Source organism: Lancefieldella rimae ATCC 49626 (genome assembly GCF_000174015.1).
In the GTDB taxonomy this organism is placed as follows: domain Bacteria; phylum Actinomycetota; class Coriobacteriia; order Coriobacteriales; family Atopobiaceae; genus Lancefieldella; species Lancefieldella rimae.
Genome location: NZ_ACFE01000001.1, coordinates 289,154 through 305,656, shown reverse-complemented (window position 1 = coordinate 305,656; position 16,503 = coordinate 289,154). Strand labels below are relative to the sequence as shown.

The 16,503-nt window shown below is 48.9% G+C and carries 15 protein-coding genes and 5 tRNA genes; 13 read left to right on the top strand and 7 right to left on the bottom strand.

Going from position 1 to position 16,503, the window contains the following annotated elements; all coding sequences use genetic code 11:
* The first annotated feature begins 1 nt into the window (after position 1).
* Positions 2-832 (top strand): ABC transporter ATP-binding protein, encoded by an 831-nt coding sequence (locus ATORI0001_RS01490; RefSeq protein ID WP_003148309.1) that lies wholly within the window; start codon positions 2-4, stop codon positions 830-832.
* Positions 833-1,552: an ABC transporter ATP-binding protein gene (locus ATORI0001_RS01485; protein ID WP_003148238.1), complete on the top strand. Its 720-nt coding sequence runs from the start codon at positions 833-835 to the stop codon at positions 1,550-1,552. It abuts the gene before it with no gap.
* 110 nt (positions 1,553-1,662) lie between these two features.
* Here ATORI0001_RS01485 and thrB read toward each other — a convergent pair whose 3' ends face one another.
* Positions 1,663-2,592, bottom strand: a complete 930-nt coding sequence (thrB, locus tag ATORI0001_RS01480) for a homoserine kinase (RefSeq protein WP_003148791.1) — start codon at positions 2,590-2,592, stop codon at positions 1,663-1,665.
* A 29-nt stretch (positions 2,593-2,621) separates the two neighbouring features.
* Positions 2,622-4,118, bottom strand: a complete 1,497-nt coding sequence (gene thrC / locus ATORI0001_RS01475) for a threonine synthase (RefSeq protein ID WP_040324413.1) — start codon at positions 4,116-4,118, stop codon at positions 2,622-2,624.
* A 163-nt stretch (positions 4,119-4,281) separates the two neighbouring features.
* Here thrC and ATORI0001_RS01470 point away from each other — a divergent pair, with 163 nt between their 5' ends.
* The 3 genes from ATORI0001_RS01470 to ATORI0001_RS01460 are packed head-to-tail and all read left to right on the top strand — an operon-like array spanning position 4,282 to position 7,852.
* Complete coding sequence (locus tag ATORI0001_RS01470; protein ID WP_003148722.1) at positions 4,282-5,439, top strand: homoserine dehydrogenase; 1,158 nt, start codon at positions 4,282-4,284, stop codon at positions 5,437-5,439.
* A 2-nt stretch (positions 5,440-5,441) separates the two neighbouring features.
* The gene (locus ATORI0001_RS01465; RefSeq protein ID WP_003148592.1) at positions 5,442-6,770 is read left to right on the top strand and encodes an aspartate kinase; all 1,329 of its coding nucleotides are present in this window, start codon (positions 5,442-5,444) and stop codon (positions 6,768-6,770) included.
* Positions 6,771-6,808: 38 nt separating this feature from the next.
* Complete coding sequence (locus tag ATORI0001_RS01460) at positions 6,809-7,852, top strand: aspartate-semialdehyde dehydrogenase (RefSeq protein WP_050768512.1); 1,044 nt, start codon at positions 6,809-6,811, stop codon at positions 7,850-7,852.
* Between the two features lie 44 nt (positions 7,853-7,896).
* Here the strand turns inward: ATORI0001_RS01460 and ATORI0001_RS01455 are convergent.
* Positions 7,897-7,973, bottom strand: a tRNA-Arg gene (locus tag ATORI0001_RS01455).
* A gap of 193 nt (positions 7,974-8,166) precedes the next feature.
* On the opposite strand from ATORI0001_RS01455, the gene ATORI0001_RS01445 reads away from it, so the two are divergent.
* The 5 genes from ATORI0001_RS01445 to ptsP all read left to right on the top strand — a co-directional run bounded on the left by ATORI0001_RS01445 (position 8,167) and on the right by ptsP (position 12,620).
* The gene (locus ATORI0001_RS01445) at positions 8,167-9,360 is read left to right on the top strand and encodes a MalY/PatB family protein (RefSeq protein ID WP_003148286.1); all 1,194 of its coding nucleotides are present in this window, start codon (positions 8,167-8,169) and stop codon (positions 9,358-9,360) included.
* A gap of 102 nt (positions 9,361-9,462) precedes the next feature.
* Positions 9,463-9,538: transfer RNA gene (locus tag ATORI0001_RS01440), tRNA-His, on the top strand.
* Between the two features lie 12 nt (positions 9,539-9,550).
* Positions 9,551-9,626 (top strand) — tRNA-Lys (locus ATORI0001_RS01435).
* A 154-nt stretch (positions 9,627-9,780) separates the two neighbouring features.
* The gene (locus ATORI0001_RS01430; protein WP_040324467.1) at positions 9,781-10,809 is read left to right on the top strand and encodes a 1-phosphofructokinase family hexose kinase; all 1,029 of its coding nucleotides are present in this window, start codon (positions 9,781-9,783) and stop codon (positions 10,807-10,809) included.
* Between the two features lie 107 nt (positions 10,810-10,916).
* Positions 10,917-12,620 carry a phosphoenolpyruvate--protein phosphotransferase gene (gene ptsP / locus ATORI0001_RS01425; RefSeq protein ID WP_003148821.1) on the top strand — a complete coding sequence of 568 codons (1,704 nt, stop codon included), beginning with the start codon at positions 10,917-10,919 and terminating at the stop codon, positions 12,618-12,620.
* An 85-nt stretch (positions 12,621-12,705) separates the two neighbouring features.
* Here ptsP and ATORI0001_RS01420 read toward each other — a convergent pair whose 3' ends face one another.
* Positions 12,706-13,635: a diacylglycerol/lipid kinase family protein gene (locus ATORI0001_RS01420; protein WP_003148608.1), complete on the bottom strand. Its 930-nt coding sequence runs from the start codon at positions 13,633-13,635 to the stop codon at positions 12,706-12,708.
* Between the two features lie 127 nt (positions 13,636-13,762).
* On the opposite strand from ATORI0001_RS01420, the gene ATORI0001_RS01415 reads away from it, so the two are divergent.
* The gene (locus tag ATORI0001_RS01415; RefSeq protein ID WP_040324466.1) at positions 13,763-14,566 is read left to right on the top strand and encodes an ABC transporter permease; all 804 of its coding nucleotides are present in this window, start codon (positions 13,763-13,765) and stop codon (positions 14,564-14,566) included.
* A 297-nt stretch (positions 14,567-14,863) separates the two neighbouring features.
* Here the strand turns inward: ATORI0001_RS01415 and ATORI0001_RS01410 are convergent, their stop codons facing one another.
* Entirely contained in the window at positions 14,864-15,391 is a 528-nt protein-coding gene (locus ATORI0001_RS01410; RefSeq protein WP_003148379.1) for an ABC transporter permease, read from the bottom strand.
* On the opposite strand from ATORI0001_RS01410, the gene ATORI0001_RS01405 reads away from it, so the two are divergent.
* Positions 15,360-15,773: a nucleotidyl transferase AbiEii/AbiGii toxin family protein gene (locus ATORI0001_RS01405; RefSeq protein WP_081450664.1), complete on the top strand. Its 414-nt coding sequence runs from the start codon at positions 15,360-15,362 to the stop codon at positions 15,771-15,773. The genes ATORI0001_RS01410 and ATORI0001_RS01405 overlap by 32 nt on opposite strands.
* Positions 15,774-15,841: 68 nt before the next feature.
* The gene (locus ATORI0001_RS01400; protein WP_202813990.1) at positions 15,842-16,252 is read left to right on the top strand and encodes a GNAT family N-acetyltransferase; all 411 of its coding nucleotides are present in this window, start codon (positions 15,842-15,844) and stop codon (positions 16,250-16,252) included.
* Between the two features lie 4 nt (positions 16,253-16,256).
* Here ATORI0001_RS01400 and ATORI0001_RS01395 read toward each other — a convergent pair.
* A tRNA-Gly gene (locus ATORI0001_RS01395) sits at positions 16,257-16,332 on the bottom strand.
* 22 nt (positions 16,333-16,354) lie between these two features.
* Positions 16,355-16,431: transfer RNA gene (locus tag ATORI0001_RS01390), tRNA-Pro, on the bottom strand.
* Positions 16,432-16,503 lie beyond the last annotated feature (72 nt).

The window sequence follows — 16,503 nt, the reverse complement described above, 5'->3', positions numbered from 1 at the left end:
CATGTCAAAACTTATTCGCCAAGAGTCACCAAACCTTATCCCTGAGCGTGATCTCAACGCCATCCCCGTGCTTCAAGCGGAACATTTGGGCATTGATTTTGGTGGCCTTAAAGCAGTTGAAGACTTTAACATCGCCCTTGGACCTACTGAGATTTCCGGTATCATTGGGCCAAACGGCGCAGGTAAAACAACGATTTTTAACTTGCTCACTAACGTTTATAAGCCTACGCGCGGAACGGTTCTTCTCGACGGATACGATCTGGCAGGGAAGAGTGTTATTGAAACCAACCACATGGGTCTTGCAAGAACCTTTCAAAACATTCGACTTTTTAACAATATGAGCGTCCTTGATAATGTACTGGTTGGTCTTGGTCAGACGCTTTCAAGCCATCTCTTACAGGATTTGTTCCGCACGTCAAAGCATTGGCGAGAAGAGAAAGAGGCTCGGGAGCGTGCAATGGACCTGTTGAATATTTTTGACATGACCGCTCTTGCCGCAACCAATGCGGGAAATCTTCCCTATGGCGATCAGCGTAAACTTGAAATTCTTCGTGCGTTAGCCACGCATCCGAAGGTGTTGCTGTTGGATGAGCCGGCAGCCGGCATGAACCCCAATGAGACACATGAGCTTATGGAAAACGTCCTTAAAATTCGAGAGAGTTTTCATATTGCGGTGCTGCTCATTGAGCATGACATGTCTTTTGTTATGGGGGTCTGCGAAGGTTTGGCAGTGCTTGACCATGGATCGATTATCGCCAAGGGCACCCCTTCTGAAATCCAGAGTAATCCTCGAGTTATTGAAGCATATTTAGGTACCCAGGAGGTGAAGTAGATGGCCTCTTCAGATTTGCTCCTTTCCGTACAGGATTTGAGCGTATCGTATGGTGCGATACGAGCGGTGCGTTCTATTTCGTTTGAAATTAAAGCAGGAGAAATCGTTACGTTGATCGGCGCAAACGGCGCCGGTAAATCAACGGTACTCAATACGCTTTCCGGTCTTATTAAGCCCGATGCCGGTTCGATAGTGTTTTCCGGCGAGAATATCGTGGGTATGAAGCCGCATAAAATCGTCGAAGCGGGTCTTGCGCTTTGTCCGGAAGGCAGACGAGTCTTCTCGCGTATGAGCGTTGCGGAAAACCTTGAAATGGGAGGTTATACGCATTCAGACGAGGAGAATGCGGAAACTCGTGAGCTTGTATACGAGCATTTTCCTCGTCTTCGTGAGCGTCGCAGGCAGATGGCGGGCACACTTTCCGGCGGTGAGCAGCAGATGCTTGCAATGGGACGCGCGCTGATGAGCAGGCCAAAACTGCTTATGCTTGATGAACCGTCTATGGGTCTGGCGCCTCTTTTGATTGAAGAGATTTTCTCGATTATTAAGACGTTAGGCGCTGCCGGTACCACGATTTTGTTGGTTGAACAAAATGCCAATATGGCACTTCAGGTTGCCAATCGAGCGTATGTGTTGGAAATTGGCAAAGTTGTAAAAATAGGAACCGGAGAAGCGCTTCTGCATGACGACGATGTTCGTAAAGCCTATCTGGGAGGATAGGCTACGACATTTGAGGTGCGGTTGTTGAGGTGCGTTTAGGTTGCTGAGGTGCGGCTGTTGAAGAAGCTCACATACACAAGGACCCTTGATGCTTGTGTATGTGAGTGTTTTTATATTTCGTCAAAGGTGTTGTGGTGAATGGTGTTGTCGTCGCAGGTAATCGAGGTTCCTGCAAGCGATGGCTCAAGGATTTGTATCCAGAGGTCATCTCGGACATCCCTGGCGTTATTCATGACCGCCTGAGCAACAATAGGCGATTCACATATGGCAATCATGGCAGCTCCTGAACCCGAGATGACAAAGGCGCTTGCCCGGGCCATCCGCGCCGCTTCGCGAAGGGCATCATAGTCAGGAATGAGTTTTTTCCGATACGGTTCGTGAAGTTTGTCAACGCAGGCGGTGGAGAGAAGACCGGCGTTGCCGGTTGCGAGAGCGTTTGTGACTGCAACCACACGACCCATCTGCCAAACGGCTGTCTCAACGGGGACTTCGGAAGGCATGGCAAGACGGGCATCTTCCGTTTGCACCGAATATGGCGGTGCAATGGCCACAAAAGAAAACCCACATGCAATTTTGATGCGGGAACAAACGGTATGTCCGCCTTCAACAAAAGACGAGGTAAGACCACCGTAAATGGCAGGTGCTACATTGTCGGGGTGACCTTCTATCCTACAGGCAAGATCAAGTGCGCGTTCGGGATCCCAACCGCTGTGCGATTCTTGAAGAGCACAGGCAACGCCTGCAATAACACAGGTTGAACTTGAGCCAAGGCCGCCGGAAAAGGGGATAGGAGAGTCAATGGTAATGTGCTTGGGCGTAGGCTCATCGCCAAGCTTGTCACATGCCGTGCAGTATGCCTGCCACACGAGGTTGTCGTCATTTTGAAAGCGAGAAGGGCAACCGTCAATTTCAAGTTCATCGGCTTCCTTGAACGTAAAGTGGGCACGCAGGTTAAAGGCCAGGCCTAAACAGTCGTATCCGACACCGACATTTGCCGAGGTTGCCGGTACGGAAACGGAAAAAATGACATCGTCTTGCATACAGTTCCCCGTACATCCCTTAGATAGGCTTACCTGAAGATCCGCTGAGAAGCCGATACAACAAAGTGTCCCATTTGATCTTTATCACACACACATGAATGAATGATAGCTCTGTCACGGAGTTTCGAAAGAGGAATTGGGGGAACGGTATCGGTAAGCCCGGCAAGCGTATCCATACACGAAAGACTGTCGTGTATGAAGTCCTTCTCGCCCAGAGCGCTTAGGACATCAGATGAGAATTTGAAAGGGCTTGCCGTTGAGACGCATACGCACGCCTTGCTGTTTGCATGGATTTCATGAGAGGTTCGTGTAAGCACACTTTGGGCTACCGCAGTGTGGGGGTCGATAAGTACGTGTGCGTCTCTCCACGTGGATTGGATGGTATGACGCGTCTCATCATCGGTGGCAAAGCCGCATGCAAACGTTTCTTGAATGCGATCGAGAAGTGCTGAAGGGACGGTGTAGTGTCCCTTTTCGCTGAGATCACGCATAAAAGAAGCAATGCGCTCGACATCGCCATCGGAGAGGTAGTAGAGTAATCGTTCAAGATTTGATGAAACTAAAATATCCATTGAAGGCGAGATGGTTTTTTTAAAGGGGCGCCGCCTGTCATAGGTTCCCGTTTTAATAAAGTCAGTGAGGACATTGTTGGAATTTGAGGCCACGATGAGTCTATCAACGGGTAGGCCCATTCTTTTTGCAAAGTAGCCGGCCAATACATCGCCGAAGTTGCCGGTAGGAACACAGAAACTCACGCGCTCGCCAAGAGAAAGGGCTCCGCGGCGTACCAGTTGTGCATACGCGTCAAAATAGTACGTAACCTGCGGGGCAAGTCGTCCGATATTGATTGAATTTGCACTGGAAAGCGCAACTTTACCGTCTTTGAGTTGCTTGTTTAAGGCCGTGTCGGAAAAAATTCGCTTCACTTCCGTCTGTGCGTCATCAAAGGTTCCCCGCACGGCGCATACGGCAATATTTGAACCTTCTTGGGTGAGCATTTGCAGACGTTGGATGTCAGACACGTTGCCCTCGGGGTAAAACACAACCACGCCCGTTCCCGCAACGTCTTTGAATCCGTCGAGTGCTGCTTTTCCGGTATCACCTGAGGTTGCGGTTACAACCAAGATGTTGTGCGTCGAATTCGTGCGAGCTTTTGTCATCAGGCGGGGAAGCATCTGTAGGGCAACGTCTTTGAATGCAGAGGTTGGACCATGGAACAGCTCCAAGAGCCAGTGATTGTCCAGGGGAGTAACCGGTGTAATTGCAGGAGTGTCCCACTGTGTTCCATACGCACCTTGAATGCAGTCATCAAGTTCTTCGGAGGTATAGTCACCAAGGAGGGCAGAGAGTATATCGTGTGCGGTTGCATGAAAGTCCTGAGCTGAAATACGTGTCAGATCCAGGTGCTTCTCGCCAAGTGAATCGGAAACAAACAATCCTCCGTCAGGAGCAATACCGGCGAGAATAGCCTCTTTTGAGCTAACCGACACACGATCATCTCTGGTACTGTGAAACCCGACGTTCATGAACCCTCCAAAAATAAGGCAATAACAAACCGAGAACCAACATTTACGTTTCAAGTATTTTAACAATCTACAGAATGTGTTGTTTCTCCCGTAGTATTGTTAACAGAAATTCAATGATATGTGAGCGGGTTTTGTTTTGCGGGTGAAAGGAGCGTAGCGATCAATGAGATCGCCTGTAAAGGTTGCCCTCCTGGGCTATGGCACCGTTGGCAGGTCAGTGGCGCGCATTCTCGATGAGTGTACCGATGAAGCCAAACTTGCAAGAATTTTAATGCGGCCGGGATTTAATCCGAAAGACCGGCGCATGACCGATTCCTTTGAGAGCATCCTGGACGATCATTCCATTGAAGTTGTGGTGGAGTGTATGGGCGGTCTTGAGCCTGCCCATGAGTATATTGTGCGCGCTCTCATGTCCGGAAAACACGTAGTAACATCCAATAAAGCCGTGGTGTCAACCTATTTTTCAGAGTTTGTTTCCGTTGGCGAGAAGTACGGAGGCACGCTTCGTATTGAAGCGTGCGTTGGTGGCGGTATTCCCTGGATTGCCGGCATTGAGAAGGCCAAGCGAATAGATGCCATTATCGGTTTTTCAGGCATTCTCAACGGAACCACCAACTACATTGTCTACTCAATGCTCAAGGATGGTACTGATTTTGCGGAAGTCCTTGGTAAGGCACAAGAGCTGGGCTATGCCGAGCGCGACCCTTCCGCAGACATTGACGGTCTTGACGTTCGAGCAAAAACGATGATTTCCGCAACGGTTGCCTTTGATGTGCGCTGTACGGACTTAGTGCCAACTTCGGGTATTCGCAATCTTACCCGGCGAGATTTGGCGTTTTTTGGCAATCACGGACGTACCGTTAAACTTTTTGGACACGGTGTGTGTAAAGACGGGCGCTACGCTGTTGCAGTAGAACCCGTAGCCATTCCGATGGAGACCCTTGAGGCGCATGTTCCTTTGAACTTCAATATAGCTACCCTTACCGGAAAAACTATCGGAGAACTTACATTTTATGGACAGGGCGCAGGCGGAGATCCAACGGCAAATGCCGTAGTACAAGATATTCTCGACATAGCTCATAAAAACTTCCCGACGTATTCTTTTGTACACAAGGATTCACAAGCTCTTATATATGAGCCGGAGCTCCTGCGTTCTTCGTATGTTATCCGTACGGAGGCTCCCGTTTGTGACGGAAGGGTGTATGAACCCGGTGCGTATATTGTGCGTGATATAACCGCTCTTCAAGCACGCGAGCTTCTCGATGAAGCCTTAAAGAGTGATCCAACGTCGTTTATGGCGGCGCTGGGTGAGAGGAAATAGGTATGATTAAAATTGCAAAATTTGGCGGCTCAAGCGTTGCGTCCGTCGAACAGTTTAAAAAGGTGAAAGCCATTGTTGAGGCAGACCCTGACCGTCGTTTTATTGTGTCATCCGCATCAGGCAAGCGTTTTAGCGGAGATAACAAAATCACCGATCTTCTGCTTTTGGTAAATGCCCATATTGAGTACCACGTTGATTGCACGTCTCTTTTGGCCGATATCGAAGCACGGTTTCAAGAAATTGCCGACGGCTTGGGACTTTCGTGGCCTGTTGCCGAGAAGTTTGAAGAGTTTGCCTCACGTATCAAAAAATATTCGCCTGAGTTTGTAGTTTCGCGTGGAGAATGGTTTACATGCAATCTTCTGGCAGAGTATCTCGATATGCCCTTTATCGATGCCGCTGACGTTATTGTCTTCCATCATGACGGAACCGTTGATATGGAGCGCACCGCGTCGCGCCTGCGTGATGCGGTTGCCCGTGAGGGCTCCTTTGTGCTTCCGGGTTTTTATGGCGCTACCGTCGATGGAGCAATCAAGCTTTTTCAGCGTGGCGGGGGAGACATTACCGGTGCTATCGTAGCTCGCTGTCTTGATGCCGGATTGTATGAGAACTGGACCGATGTTTCCGGTTTTCTTTCCGCTGACCCACATATCGTTGAACATCCACGTGCCATTGGACGTATTACCTTTGATGAGATGCGTGAGCTTTCCTATATGGGAGCTTCGGTCTTGCAGGAAGAAGCAATCTTTCCGGTACGCGAGGCAAACATTCCCATTCAAATTAAAAATACCAACCGTCCCTCTGATGCAGGTACCGTTATTCGCGAGACGGCGGATGGTGACGTCAGCGAGCACCTTATTACGGGTATTGCCGGTCGAAAAGACTTTACGGCCATCCATATTAAAAAGGCTCACATGTCCAATGAAGTTGGTGTTATTTCTCGTGCGCTTCACATTGTTGAGCGCTATGGTGTTTCGGTAGAGCATATTCCAACCGGTGTAGATTCATTTGGTATTGTCGTTAATGCCGCTGACGTGCGCGACACCATCTATTCCATTATTGCTGATATCCGCCATGAAATAGAACCCGATGACATTACGATGGTTGATCGTTTGGCACTGGTATCCGTGGTAGGCCGTAACATGTCAAAGCGCTCAGGAACTTCCGGAAAGATCTTTGGCGCACTTGGTGAAGCCAACATCAACATCCGCATGATTACACAGAGTTCCGAGGAGATTAGTATTATCGTGGGCGTTGATAATGCTGATTTCGATCGTACCATTAGCGTCATCTACGAGCGCTTTGTTCGCGATGAAATGGTTTTGAGATAGGTGTGGGTATGCAAATGAATGCAGTAAGCAATAAAGATATGGCACAAAAACAGAACAACCTCAGCACTCAGGCAAAAGGGAAGGTTGTTGCAATTCTCGGTGCTACTGGTGTTGTAGGCACACAAATGATGCGCTGTCTTGAGGAGCGTTCATTTCCCGTTTCTAAGCTTGTCCCCTTGGCTTCTTCTCGCTCTGCCGGAAGTTTTGTTGACTTTTGTGGCGAGAAGATCCAGGTACGTGAAGCGACATCTGAAGCCTTTGAGGGCGTTGATATCGTACTTGGAGCAGCCGGTGACGCTCAAGCCAAAGAACTTTTACCTGAAGCGGTTAAGCGTGGTTGTGTTTGTGTGGACAACTCTCATGCATTTCGCCTAGATGAAGATGTACCTTTGGTCATTCCTGAGATTAATGCTCAAGACATCAAGAATCACCACGGTATCATCGCCAATCCCAACTGCGCGACCATTATCGGTTTGGTACCTTTGTGGCCACTTCATAAGGCTGCGGGCGTAAAGCGGCTGATTGTGTCTACGTATCAGGCCGCATCAGGCGCCGGTTTGCCGGGACTCAAAGAGCTTGAACGGGAGATGGCCTGTCTTGTTTCAGGCGAGTCTGTAGGTAAGACAACGCCGTTTGCCTATCAGCTGGCAGCCAATCTGATTCCGCAGATTGGTGGTTTTAACGAAGAAGGTTATACATCCGAGGAAATGAAGATGCAAAACGAGGGCCGTAAAATCATGCATCTTCCGGAATTGCGAGTAAATTGTACCTGCGTTCGTGTTCCTGTTATGCGCTCACATTCTGAATCTATTACTGCTGAGTTTGACTATCCTATTACACCTAACGAAGCTCGCACCGTGCTTGAGGATGCCCCTGGGATTAGGGTAGTTGATGATCCGTCTGCGCTTGCATATCCTATGCCGCTTGATACATCCGATCAAGATCTTGTATATGTTGGACGCATTCGCAAAGATCTTTCCGCATCCGCCGCTACAAACTCACTTACATTCTTTTGTTGTGGTGATCAAATCCGTAAAGGGGCTGCCACCAATGCCGTACAGATTGCAGAGTATTTGGTGTAGCGCGCTTAAAAAAGCCGCCCGGCAAACCGGACGGCTGAAATCTCTGGTGTCCCCTAGGCGATTCGAACGCCTGACCTGCGGTTTAGAAGACCGACGCTCTATCCAACTGAGCTAAGGGGACCTTTGCGCCCTTCATTATAGCAAGGACACGGTAAAAATTGACTGCAAAGATATACGGAAGCTACATACCTTCCATCGAATGCTCAAGTCCGGTAGTGAGGCACGCATTCAAATTGTGCTATTCTTGCGACGTTTGCTGTATGCTCACGTTTTTCTCGTTACGGAAATTGAACACTGCTGATTTTGGAGGTTTTATGACCTACGATTTTGAATCTCGTATTGACCGCAGTCAGGAAGGTTCCTGTAAATGGAACACCATGCGCAGAGCACATCCTGAATTTCCGGCGCATATTGTGCCGTTTTCTGTGGCTGATATGGAGTTTCATACGGCTCCAGAGATTGTTGATGGTCTGAAACGTTTCATTGACACGGCAGTGCTTGGATACTCTGAGCCAACGGACAAGACAAAAGAAGCCGTGGCAAGCTGGATGGAGCGCCGACATAACTGGCATGTTGAGCCTGAATGGATTTTGAACTCTGCAGGAGTTGTCCCGTCTATTTTTTCATCGGTTGAGGAGTTTACCAAACCCGATGAAGGGGTCATCATCTTTACGCCGGTCTATCATCCATTTTACCTGGCTATCGAGCACTCTCATCGGGCGCTTGTTGAGTGCCCGCTTATCTTGAATGATGACCTTACCTACGATATTGACTTCGATCTTTTTGAGCAACTCGCAACGGATCCAAAAAATACGCTGCTCATCTTTTGTTCTCCTCATAATCCTGCGGGCAGGGTTTGGACGGAAGAAGAGCTTATACGAGTCGCCAAGATTGCCGAGAAGTACGGACTGCTTGTAGTCTCCGATGAGATTCATCATGATCTTATTATGCCGGGTTCACATCATACGGTTTTTGAAACGGTTACGCCAACGATAGCGGAGCGCACCATTACCTGCACATCGCCGTCAAAGAGTTTCAATCTTGCGGGTACGCAATTCTCAAACATTATCGTCAGCAACCCCGAGCTTCGAGAGCGCTTAGCCGCCCGCATGAGTGAAAACCATACCACCTCGTGTAACCCCATCAGCTTTAAGGCCTGCGAACTTGCATACAACTATGCCGAGAAGTGGCTTGATGCCTGTATCGCAACAGTGGATGCCAACCAGCACCACGTTATTAACTTTTTTGCCGAGAAGCACCCTGAGATTCGTCTTATCCCGGTTAAGGGCACATATCTTCAGTGGCTGGATTTTCGTGCGCTTGGCCTCACGCATGACGAACTTGACGACTTTCTTGAGAATAAGGCACAGCTTTTCTTTACGGACGGAATGTTTTTTGGTGAGGCGGCCGATGGATTTAAGAGATGGAATTTGGCCGCTCCGCGTGTGGAGATTGATGAGGCGCTTGATCGTCTTGACAGGGCATTGCTTGAGCTTGAAGGAGAGTAAAAAGAAATTCAGAGGAACTTACGCGGAAAACTTCAAATTAGGGGTTGCATAATCGTCGAGTTCTGTAATAATAATTTAGCTGCTTCAAGAGGTGGCTAAACGGTGGGAGTAGCTCAGTTGGCAGAGCGACGGACCGTGGCTCCGTAGGTCGAGGGTTCGAGCCCCTTTTCCCACCCCATTTGAAGTTCTTGGATCGTTAGCTCAGCTGGCAGAGCAGGGGACTCTTAATCCCAAGGTCCAGGGTTCGAACCCCTGACGATCCACCAGCGCATTTGTACACCCCGGTTTCCGCCGGGGTGTTTCGCTATTGCAATTTATCGGGCATTAACCGATTTTGTTATGTTTTGCATGACCTAATAATAAAAATGCGTCATACTAGAAGGCAATCGTTTCATGTTCTTTTGTCATGGAGGAATTGCCGTGATTTACACAATGACGTTGAACCCTGCACTTGATTACGTAATGCAACCCAATACGCTGGATATGGGCTTCACTAACCGATCACAAGCGGAAGAGCTCCATTGCGGCGGTAACGGCATTAATGTCTCTACGCTGCTTAATGAGCTTGATATGGTTACGGTTGCCATGGGCATTGTTGCCGGATTTACTGGTGACTATCTTCTGAGCGATCTTCAAAAGCAAGGTATCCCCAGTAACTTCGTAAAGCTTGATTCAGGCTTTACACGTATCAATGTCAAGCTGGACGGCATTGTCATGACCATGGTTAACGGCATGGGACCTCGTATTCCTGAGAAAAAAGTAGACGAGCTTCTCAGGCGTATGGACGTTGTTGGGTCCGGAGACACCTTGGTGCTTACCGGCTCTATTCCCAACTCACTTCCTGAAGATATTTATACACGTCTTATGCAGCAACTTGCTGGAAGGGGTATTCAGTTTGTCGTGGATGCGCCCGGACAGCTTTTGATGGAGGCTATTAAGGCGCATCCTTTCCTTATCAAACCAAACAACCATGAAGTTGGTCGTATCTTTAATGCGACTCCGGAGACTCCTGAAGAGTGCATCCCGTTTGCACAGAAGCTTCAAGAGAACGGCGCTCGTAACGTTATTGTTTCTTGCGGTGGTTCAGGCTCGCTCCTTCTGGATGAATACGGCGAGACTCATATTGTGCCTTCGGTAAAGATTCATCTGGTAAATGCTACAGGTGCCGGAGACTCAATGGTAGGAGGCTTCTTGGCTAAGACCACACAAGGCTTTGATTACGAGACAGCCCTTATCTATGCATCTGCGTGCGGTACGGCTACTGCTGCAAGTAAAGGCATCGCCAAGCGCACAACCATTGATAGAGTGGTGGGTGCCCTCTATAAGAAGATGGGGCGTAAAATGCCCGCCGCTATTGCGGAAGAAATTAAAGCAAACCATGCCAAAGCAGAGATTCGTGAGAAAGACTGGCTTGGTACAAAACACGCTCATGAGAAGGAAGACAAATAAATAGGAGTTTATTGCACATAGCTTAGGTATATAGGTCATCGGGCAGTTGACTTGGTGACTTTGGGGGATGTAAGTCGTTGCGGAAGCGACGCAGGTAAGGAGTGGTTATGTACGAGGGAGTCAATGCATCAAACGGCATTGGAATTGGTAATGCCCAAGTAGCAGTTACGCCAGATCTTTCCTTTACAGCGCACCCTATTGATGATGTTGCGGCAGAAAAGCAGCGCTACGCGGACGCTGTTGCAAAATTCATCGATCAGACAAACGCTCAAATGGAACGTATGACTAAAACTGTTGGTGAAGATGCCGCAGCAATCATGGGAGCGCATATCGAGTTTGCCGAGGACGAGGGCATTAAAGATATGGTCAACGGTGCCATTGATGGAGGTACGTGCGCTGAGCAGGCAGTCAGTGATGCCTATGATACGTACTACACCATGTTTTTGGGCATGGAAGATGAGCTCTTCCGTGAGCGCGCCGCCGATGTTGCCGATGTAAAGACCGGTCTTTTGGCAGATCTTCTCGGCAAAGCCGTAGTGGACCTCTCTACGCTTCCGGAAAATTCCGTTATTGTGTGCCATGAGCTCACTCCGTCGATGACGGCTGACATCGACAAAGAGCACGTATGCGGCATTATCACGGAGACCGGCGGTCGTACGTCTCATTCGGCAATTATTGCACGCGCCCTTGAAATTCCGGCCGTTCTTTCGGTTGCCAACATTACAACGGAAGTGGCAACAGGCGCCACAATCATTGTTGACGGCACGCACGGTAAAGTCATTTTGCGTCCGTCCGAAGAAGAGCTTGCTGATTACACCGCACAAGCAGAAGCGTATGCGGCAGAAAAAGCGGCACTTGAAACATTCCGCGGTAAGGAAACTACCACATCTGATGGCAAGAAGGTACTTCTCGTTGCAAATATCGGCAATCCTGATGATGCAAATGGTGCGGTAGATGCTGACGCCGAAGGTGTCGGTCTTTTCCGCTCTGAGTTTTTGTTCATGGATGCCAAAGAGCTTCCAAGTGAAGAAGAGCAGTTTGCGGCATATCAGAAGGTTGCACTTCGCATGAAGGATAAGCCGGTTATTATCCGTACTCTTGATGTCGGTGGCGATAAGGAAATTCCGTATCTCAATATGCAGCAGGAAGAGAACCCCTTTATGGGCTTCCGTGCCATCAGATATTGCCTGAATAATCCTGAGCAGTATAAGGTTCAGCTTACCGCATTGCTCCGCGCATCTGCGTTTGGTGATATCAAGATTATGCTTCCATTGGTAACCGCTGTTGATGAAGTTCGTCAGGCACGTGCCCTTGTTGAGGAATGCAAGAAAGATCTTGATGCGCGCGGCATTGCATACAACAAGGATATTGAAGTCGGCACTATGATTGAAACCCCTGCGGCTTCTCTTATTGCCGATAAGTTGGCTCGTGAGTGTGACTTTTTCTCTATCGGCACCAACGACCTCATTGGCTATACCATGTGCGCCGATCGAGGCAATGATCGTGTGGCATATTTGTATGAGGTATATCAGCCTGCAGTTCTTCGCTCGCTTAAGCGCATTATCGAAGAGGGCAACAAGACCGGTATCATGGTCGGTATGTGCGGTGAGGCTGCGGCAGATCCCCTTCTTATCCCCATTTTGATTTCCTTTGGCCTGTCTGAATTTTCCGTTTCAGCGCCTTCCGTTTTGCGTACGCGCAAGACGATTGCCGCATGGAGTAAGGCTGAGGCCGACGATCTTGCGCGCCGTGCGCTTGAACTTGATACGTCAGCTGAGGTTCGCGCCCTTCTTGAGGCGGAAGCCCGCTAGGCACTGTTTGGATATTGTATTAAGCCCTGGCTATTCATGTGATAGCCAGGGCTTTTGCGTGAGCTTTGTACGGTATGAAACATGATTATGGCATGATGACGCGCAGTGCCTTCGGAAGTACGTGTACCTCGTATTTGTCGGCGTAAGGGAGTTCTTCTCCGTCAACTTGCACGGGCACCGGCTCGGAAAACGTTACAACAGCCCTGTCAAGGTGGCGCTGTTTGATGATGTTTGAGTTAACGTGCCGACCCTTCTTTGCGAGTAAAAAGAGTGTCAGCAAACGGGGAATACTGGGAATTTTTGAGTTATAGCAGGCAGTAAGCTTTCCGTCGATAGGAGAGGCATCGGGACAGATTTTAAAGCCGCCGCCATAGGTGGGACCAACCTGGAATGCCAAAATAAGTTCGCGGAGCTCAAGGGGCTTCTCGCCGTCAAAGGAGACGGAGCACGCATATCCCTTAGAGCCTGCGGAGAGAATTCTAAGTCCTGATGTAAAGAAGAGTGCCTCACCTTCTTGGCTTGTGTCGTGAGCGCGTCTTGTGGTGGTATCAAGGGCGATAGCGGCATCCAACCCAAATGAGAGCGTTTCTATGAAGTATTCTCCATTAACCAAACCGAGCTCAACGGGCATTATGTGTCCGCGCACCAGCTGGGCGAGTGCACCTTCCACGTTATTTGGTTTCATGCCAAGGGTGCGCGCATAGTCATTACCCGAGCCCATGGGAATAATGCCAAGGGCAGGTCGTCTGTCAGGTGCAATTTTCATGAGTCCATTGGCTATTTCATGAATGACACCGTCTCCTCCAAGTGCAAGAACACTGTCAAAAGAGGCGGCGGAGGCCGCAATGTTTACGGCATCGCCCATACTTGCGGTTAGACGAATTTCATAGCCTTTGGTGGCTGAGGCGTAGCTTGTAAGGAAATGACGAGCAAATTCGGCGCCGGTAGCACCTTTGCCACTATGAGCTGCGGGGTTGGCGATAACAAGCGTGCGGCCAAGCGGAGAGTGTGCCATAGGACTCCTTGGGTAGTTTTCCTCACATGCTCTTCTAGTTTAGCTTCATGTGCGCGGCTGTGCTACGATTATTCGGCAAAGAATCGGTCTGAGAAAGGGATGCCGAGTGGCTAAAGAAACTTCCGACATGCTTGCGGTGTCCGGCAGAGATGCCTGGTATCCGCCAAAGCAGCGTGACCAGTATATTTTGCGCCAGCTTGTGGGTAAGGATTTCAAGCTTAAATATCGCCGCAGTGTGCTGGGCGTGGTATGGTCGGTTTTGAACCCGCTTTTGATGATGATTGTTATGGCGGTGGTCTTCTCTACTTTTTTGGGTAACCGAGCGGCAGATGTGGTCAACTATCCGCTCTATCTTATTTTGGGAAATACGGCATTTCAGCTGATGAGTGATGCGACGACTATGGGTATGCGCTCAATCATTGACGCCTCCAGCCTTCTTAAAAAGGTGCGTATCAACCGTCTCGTTTTTCCCGTGCAAAAGGTGCTTTTTGCCGTAGTAAACTATGCGTTCTCGCTTATTGCCGTAGCGGTGGTTATGGTAGTCTTTCAAATACCGCTTACGGTGTATGCATTGCTTATGCCGGTTGCGTTGCTGCTTTTGACGCTGTTTTGCGTTGGTATTTCGCTTTTACTCTCTGCGCTGGCAGTCTTTTTCCGCGACATTATTCACCTGTGGAGCGTCGTTGTGACGGCATGGATGTATGGTACACCGCTCTTTTACTCGGTAAACATCATGTCGCCATGGATGCTGCAGGTGGAGCGTTTCAATCCTATGTATCACTATGTAACGTTTATTCGTGATTGCCTACTTTTTCAGCAGCTTCCTTCCCGTGGCACTATTATGGGTTGTGTGGTAGCAGCTTTTGTTGTCCTCATTGTGGGATACGCGGTGTTTCGTCGCTTGGAGAAACGCTTTATCCTGTTCATCTGATGTGCTGATAAGGGAAACCCGTGAGGTGGGTTTGACGAGCTGTGATGTAGTTCTCACAACCTGTGAGGTACATCCTGTGACCTGTGATGTACTTCTCACAACCTGTGATGTACTTTTCTGCTTCAAAACATGGGGCTGTGATGTACTTTTGGCGAGAAAACCGGTCTTATCGCCATAAAAAAGTACCTCACAGCTCTGCAAAAGTACCTCACAGGTTTGGGTAGCTGTTTATTTAAACCTTGCGTTGTTGTCCATTTAGACCTTCTATAGCGATTTAACCAGCCTTCTTGCTTAGTATCATACGTTCTGTACGTTTGATGTATCAAATGGACAATGAGCAACACAGAACGCAGCAATAATGAGGCCAACAAGAAACGCTATGCAAATGCCTATCTCAAGAGGAGGCGTCAGCAATGGCTCTATGCCAAAGAGGGCAGCTCGGATAATGTCTACAAGATAGGTGATAGGGTTGTATGCGGCAATTGTAGCTGCCCATGTTGGAAGTGAGTCAATGGGATAGAATGCACCGGCAAAAGTAATCAGTAAGACGCTGCTAAAGGAAACGGCCAGAAAGTTGTTGCGTCTAATCAACACATGAACGCCGACTACGGCCGCCATAAAGCTAATGGCAAGAAGCAATCCAACGCTGATGATAAGGTATGTCATTTCTTGAACGGCTGGATACCGGGCAAAGGGAATGAAAAGAGCGGAAAGTAACGCACTTTCAATGGTTGCCAGTAAGGTCTGAATGAGTGCATGAGCAGTCACGAAGGCCGGAAATCCACCGCCGCCCCTGGAAAACGCTATTACCTTCAAAGACGGCACCAATCTTTTCAAAGCATTCAATCTGATCAGCCGCTTTTCCGAAGATATTGATCTGATTTTGGATTGGCGGTTGTTAGGATACAGTAAGGACGAGCCATGGGAAAAGCGCTCCAACACCAAGCAGGATGCGTTCAACAAAAAAGCCAATGCACGGGTGGAGGTTTTCCTTGAGGAGCAGTTTTTCCCCACTATTCAGGCAGAACTCTCTCAGGAACTTGGCTGTGAGACAAACATTTACATAGACGAGAAGGCCAAGCAGACCGTTATCTTTGCCTATCCGCACCTGTTCACAAATCCCTCTACCTTGCAGGTCATTCGCTTGGAAATCGGTGCGCTGGCCGGGATGCTGGCAAAGCACGCCGTCTCCCTCTATGATATATGAGGTCAGGTTTATGAGTGCTTCGCTGCAATACCGCAATTACTCCGGGAGCGCTGAGTTTGGAAAAGAACATGGAAATCAAAGAGTACCAAACGTACAATGAACAAGAAATCATTGACCTCTATCAAAGCGTTGGCTGGACAAACTATACAAGTTGTCCGGAGATGCTCGAAAAAGCGTACAAAAACTCACTTTGCATTTTGGGTGCATTTGAAAAAGAGAAGCTCGTTGGAGCTGTTCGCGTTGTCGGTGACGGTATATCCATCGTATTCGTTCAAGACATTCTTGTGCTTCCAGAATATCAAAGGCAAGGTGTAGGCTCTGCATTGATGCGGGCCATTCTGAAAAAATATGCTTCCGTGTATCAGGTGGAGCTTCTCACGGATTCTACGGAAAAATCAAAAGCATTTTATTCATCGGTTGGGTTAGTACCCGTTGGTGAGCTTGGATGTAGCGCATACATACGGATGAGTGCGCAATAAAAAATGGAGCGGCGGACGGGACTCGAACCCGCAACAGTCAGCTTGGAAGGCTGATGCTCTACCAATTGAACTACCGCCGCATAGAGCAAAACGTACGAAAGCTGGTCGGGGTGACTGGATTCGAACCAGCGACCCACTGCTCCCAAAGCAGTTGCGCTACCAAGCTGCGCTACACCCCGAGCCGAAAGAAAAGTATAGGGGAGTCTGTCGTTTGCGGCAATGCTCAATTTGAAATTTGATAGTGAAATTCA

What these genes read in the sequence shown, in the direction of transcription:
- ATORI0001_RS01490 (WP_003148309.1), top strand. Translation starts at nt 2, where the DNA reads ATGTCAAAACTTATTCGCCAAGAGTCACCAAACCTTATCCCTGAGCGT.
- ATORI0001_RS01485 (WP_003148238.1), top strand. Translation starts at nt 833, where the DNA reads ATGGCCTCTTCAGATTTGCTCCTTTCCGTACAGGATTTGAGCGTATCG.
- ptsP (WP_003148821.1), top strand. Translation starts at nt 10,917, where the DNA reads ATGTACGAGGGAGTCAATGCATCAAACGGCATTGGAATTGGTAATGCC.
- thrC (WP_040324413.1), bottom strand. Translation starts at nt 4,118, where the DNA reads ATGAACGTCGGGTTTCACAGTACCAGAGATGATCGTGTGTCGGTTAGC.
- ATORI0001_RS01400 (WP_202813990.1), top strand. Translation starts at nt 15,842, where the DNA reads ATGGAAATCAAAGAGTACCAAACGTACAATGAACAAGAAATCATTGAC.
- ATORI0001_RS01420 (WP_003148608.1), bottom strand. Translation starts at nt 13,635, where the DNA reads ATGGCACACTCTCCGCTTGGCCGCACGCTTGTTATCGCCAACCCCGCA.
- ATORI0001_RS01460 (WP_050768512.1), top strand. Translation starts at nt 6,809, where the DNA reads ATGGCACAAAAACAGAACAACCTCAGCACTCAGGCAAAAGGGAAGGTT.
- ATORI0001_RS01445 (WP_003148286.1), top strand. Translation starts at nt 8,167, where the DNA reads ATGACCTACGATTTTGAATCTCGTATTGACCGCAGTCAGGAAGGTTCC.
- ATORI0001_RS01465 (WP_003148592.1), top strand. Translation starts at nt 5,442, where the DNA reads ATGATTAAAATTGCAAAATTTGGCGGCTCAAGCGTTGCGTCCGTCGAA.
- ATORI0001_RS01470 (WP_003148722.1), top strand. Translation starts at nt 4,282, where the DNA reads ATGAGATCGCCTGTAAAGGTTGCCCTCCTGGGCTATGGCACCGTTGGC.
- thrB (WP_003148791.1), bottom strand. Translation starts at nt 2,592, where the DNA reads ATGCAAGACGATGTCATTTTTTCCGTTTCCGTACCGGCAACCTCGGCA.
- ATORI0001_RS01415 (WP_040324466.1), top strand. Translation starts at nt 13,763, where the DNA reads ATGCTTGCGGTGTCCGGCAGAGATGCCTGGTATCCGCCAAAGCAGCGT.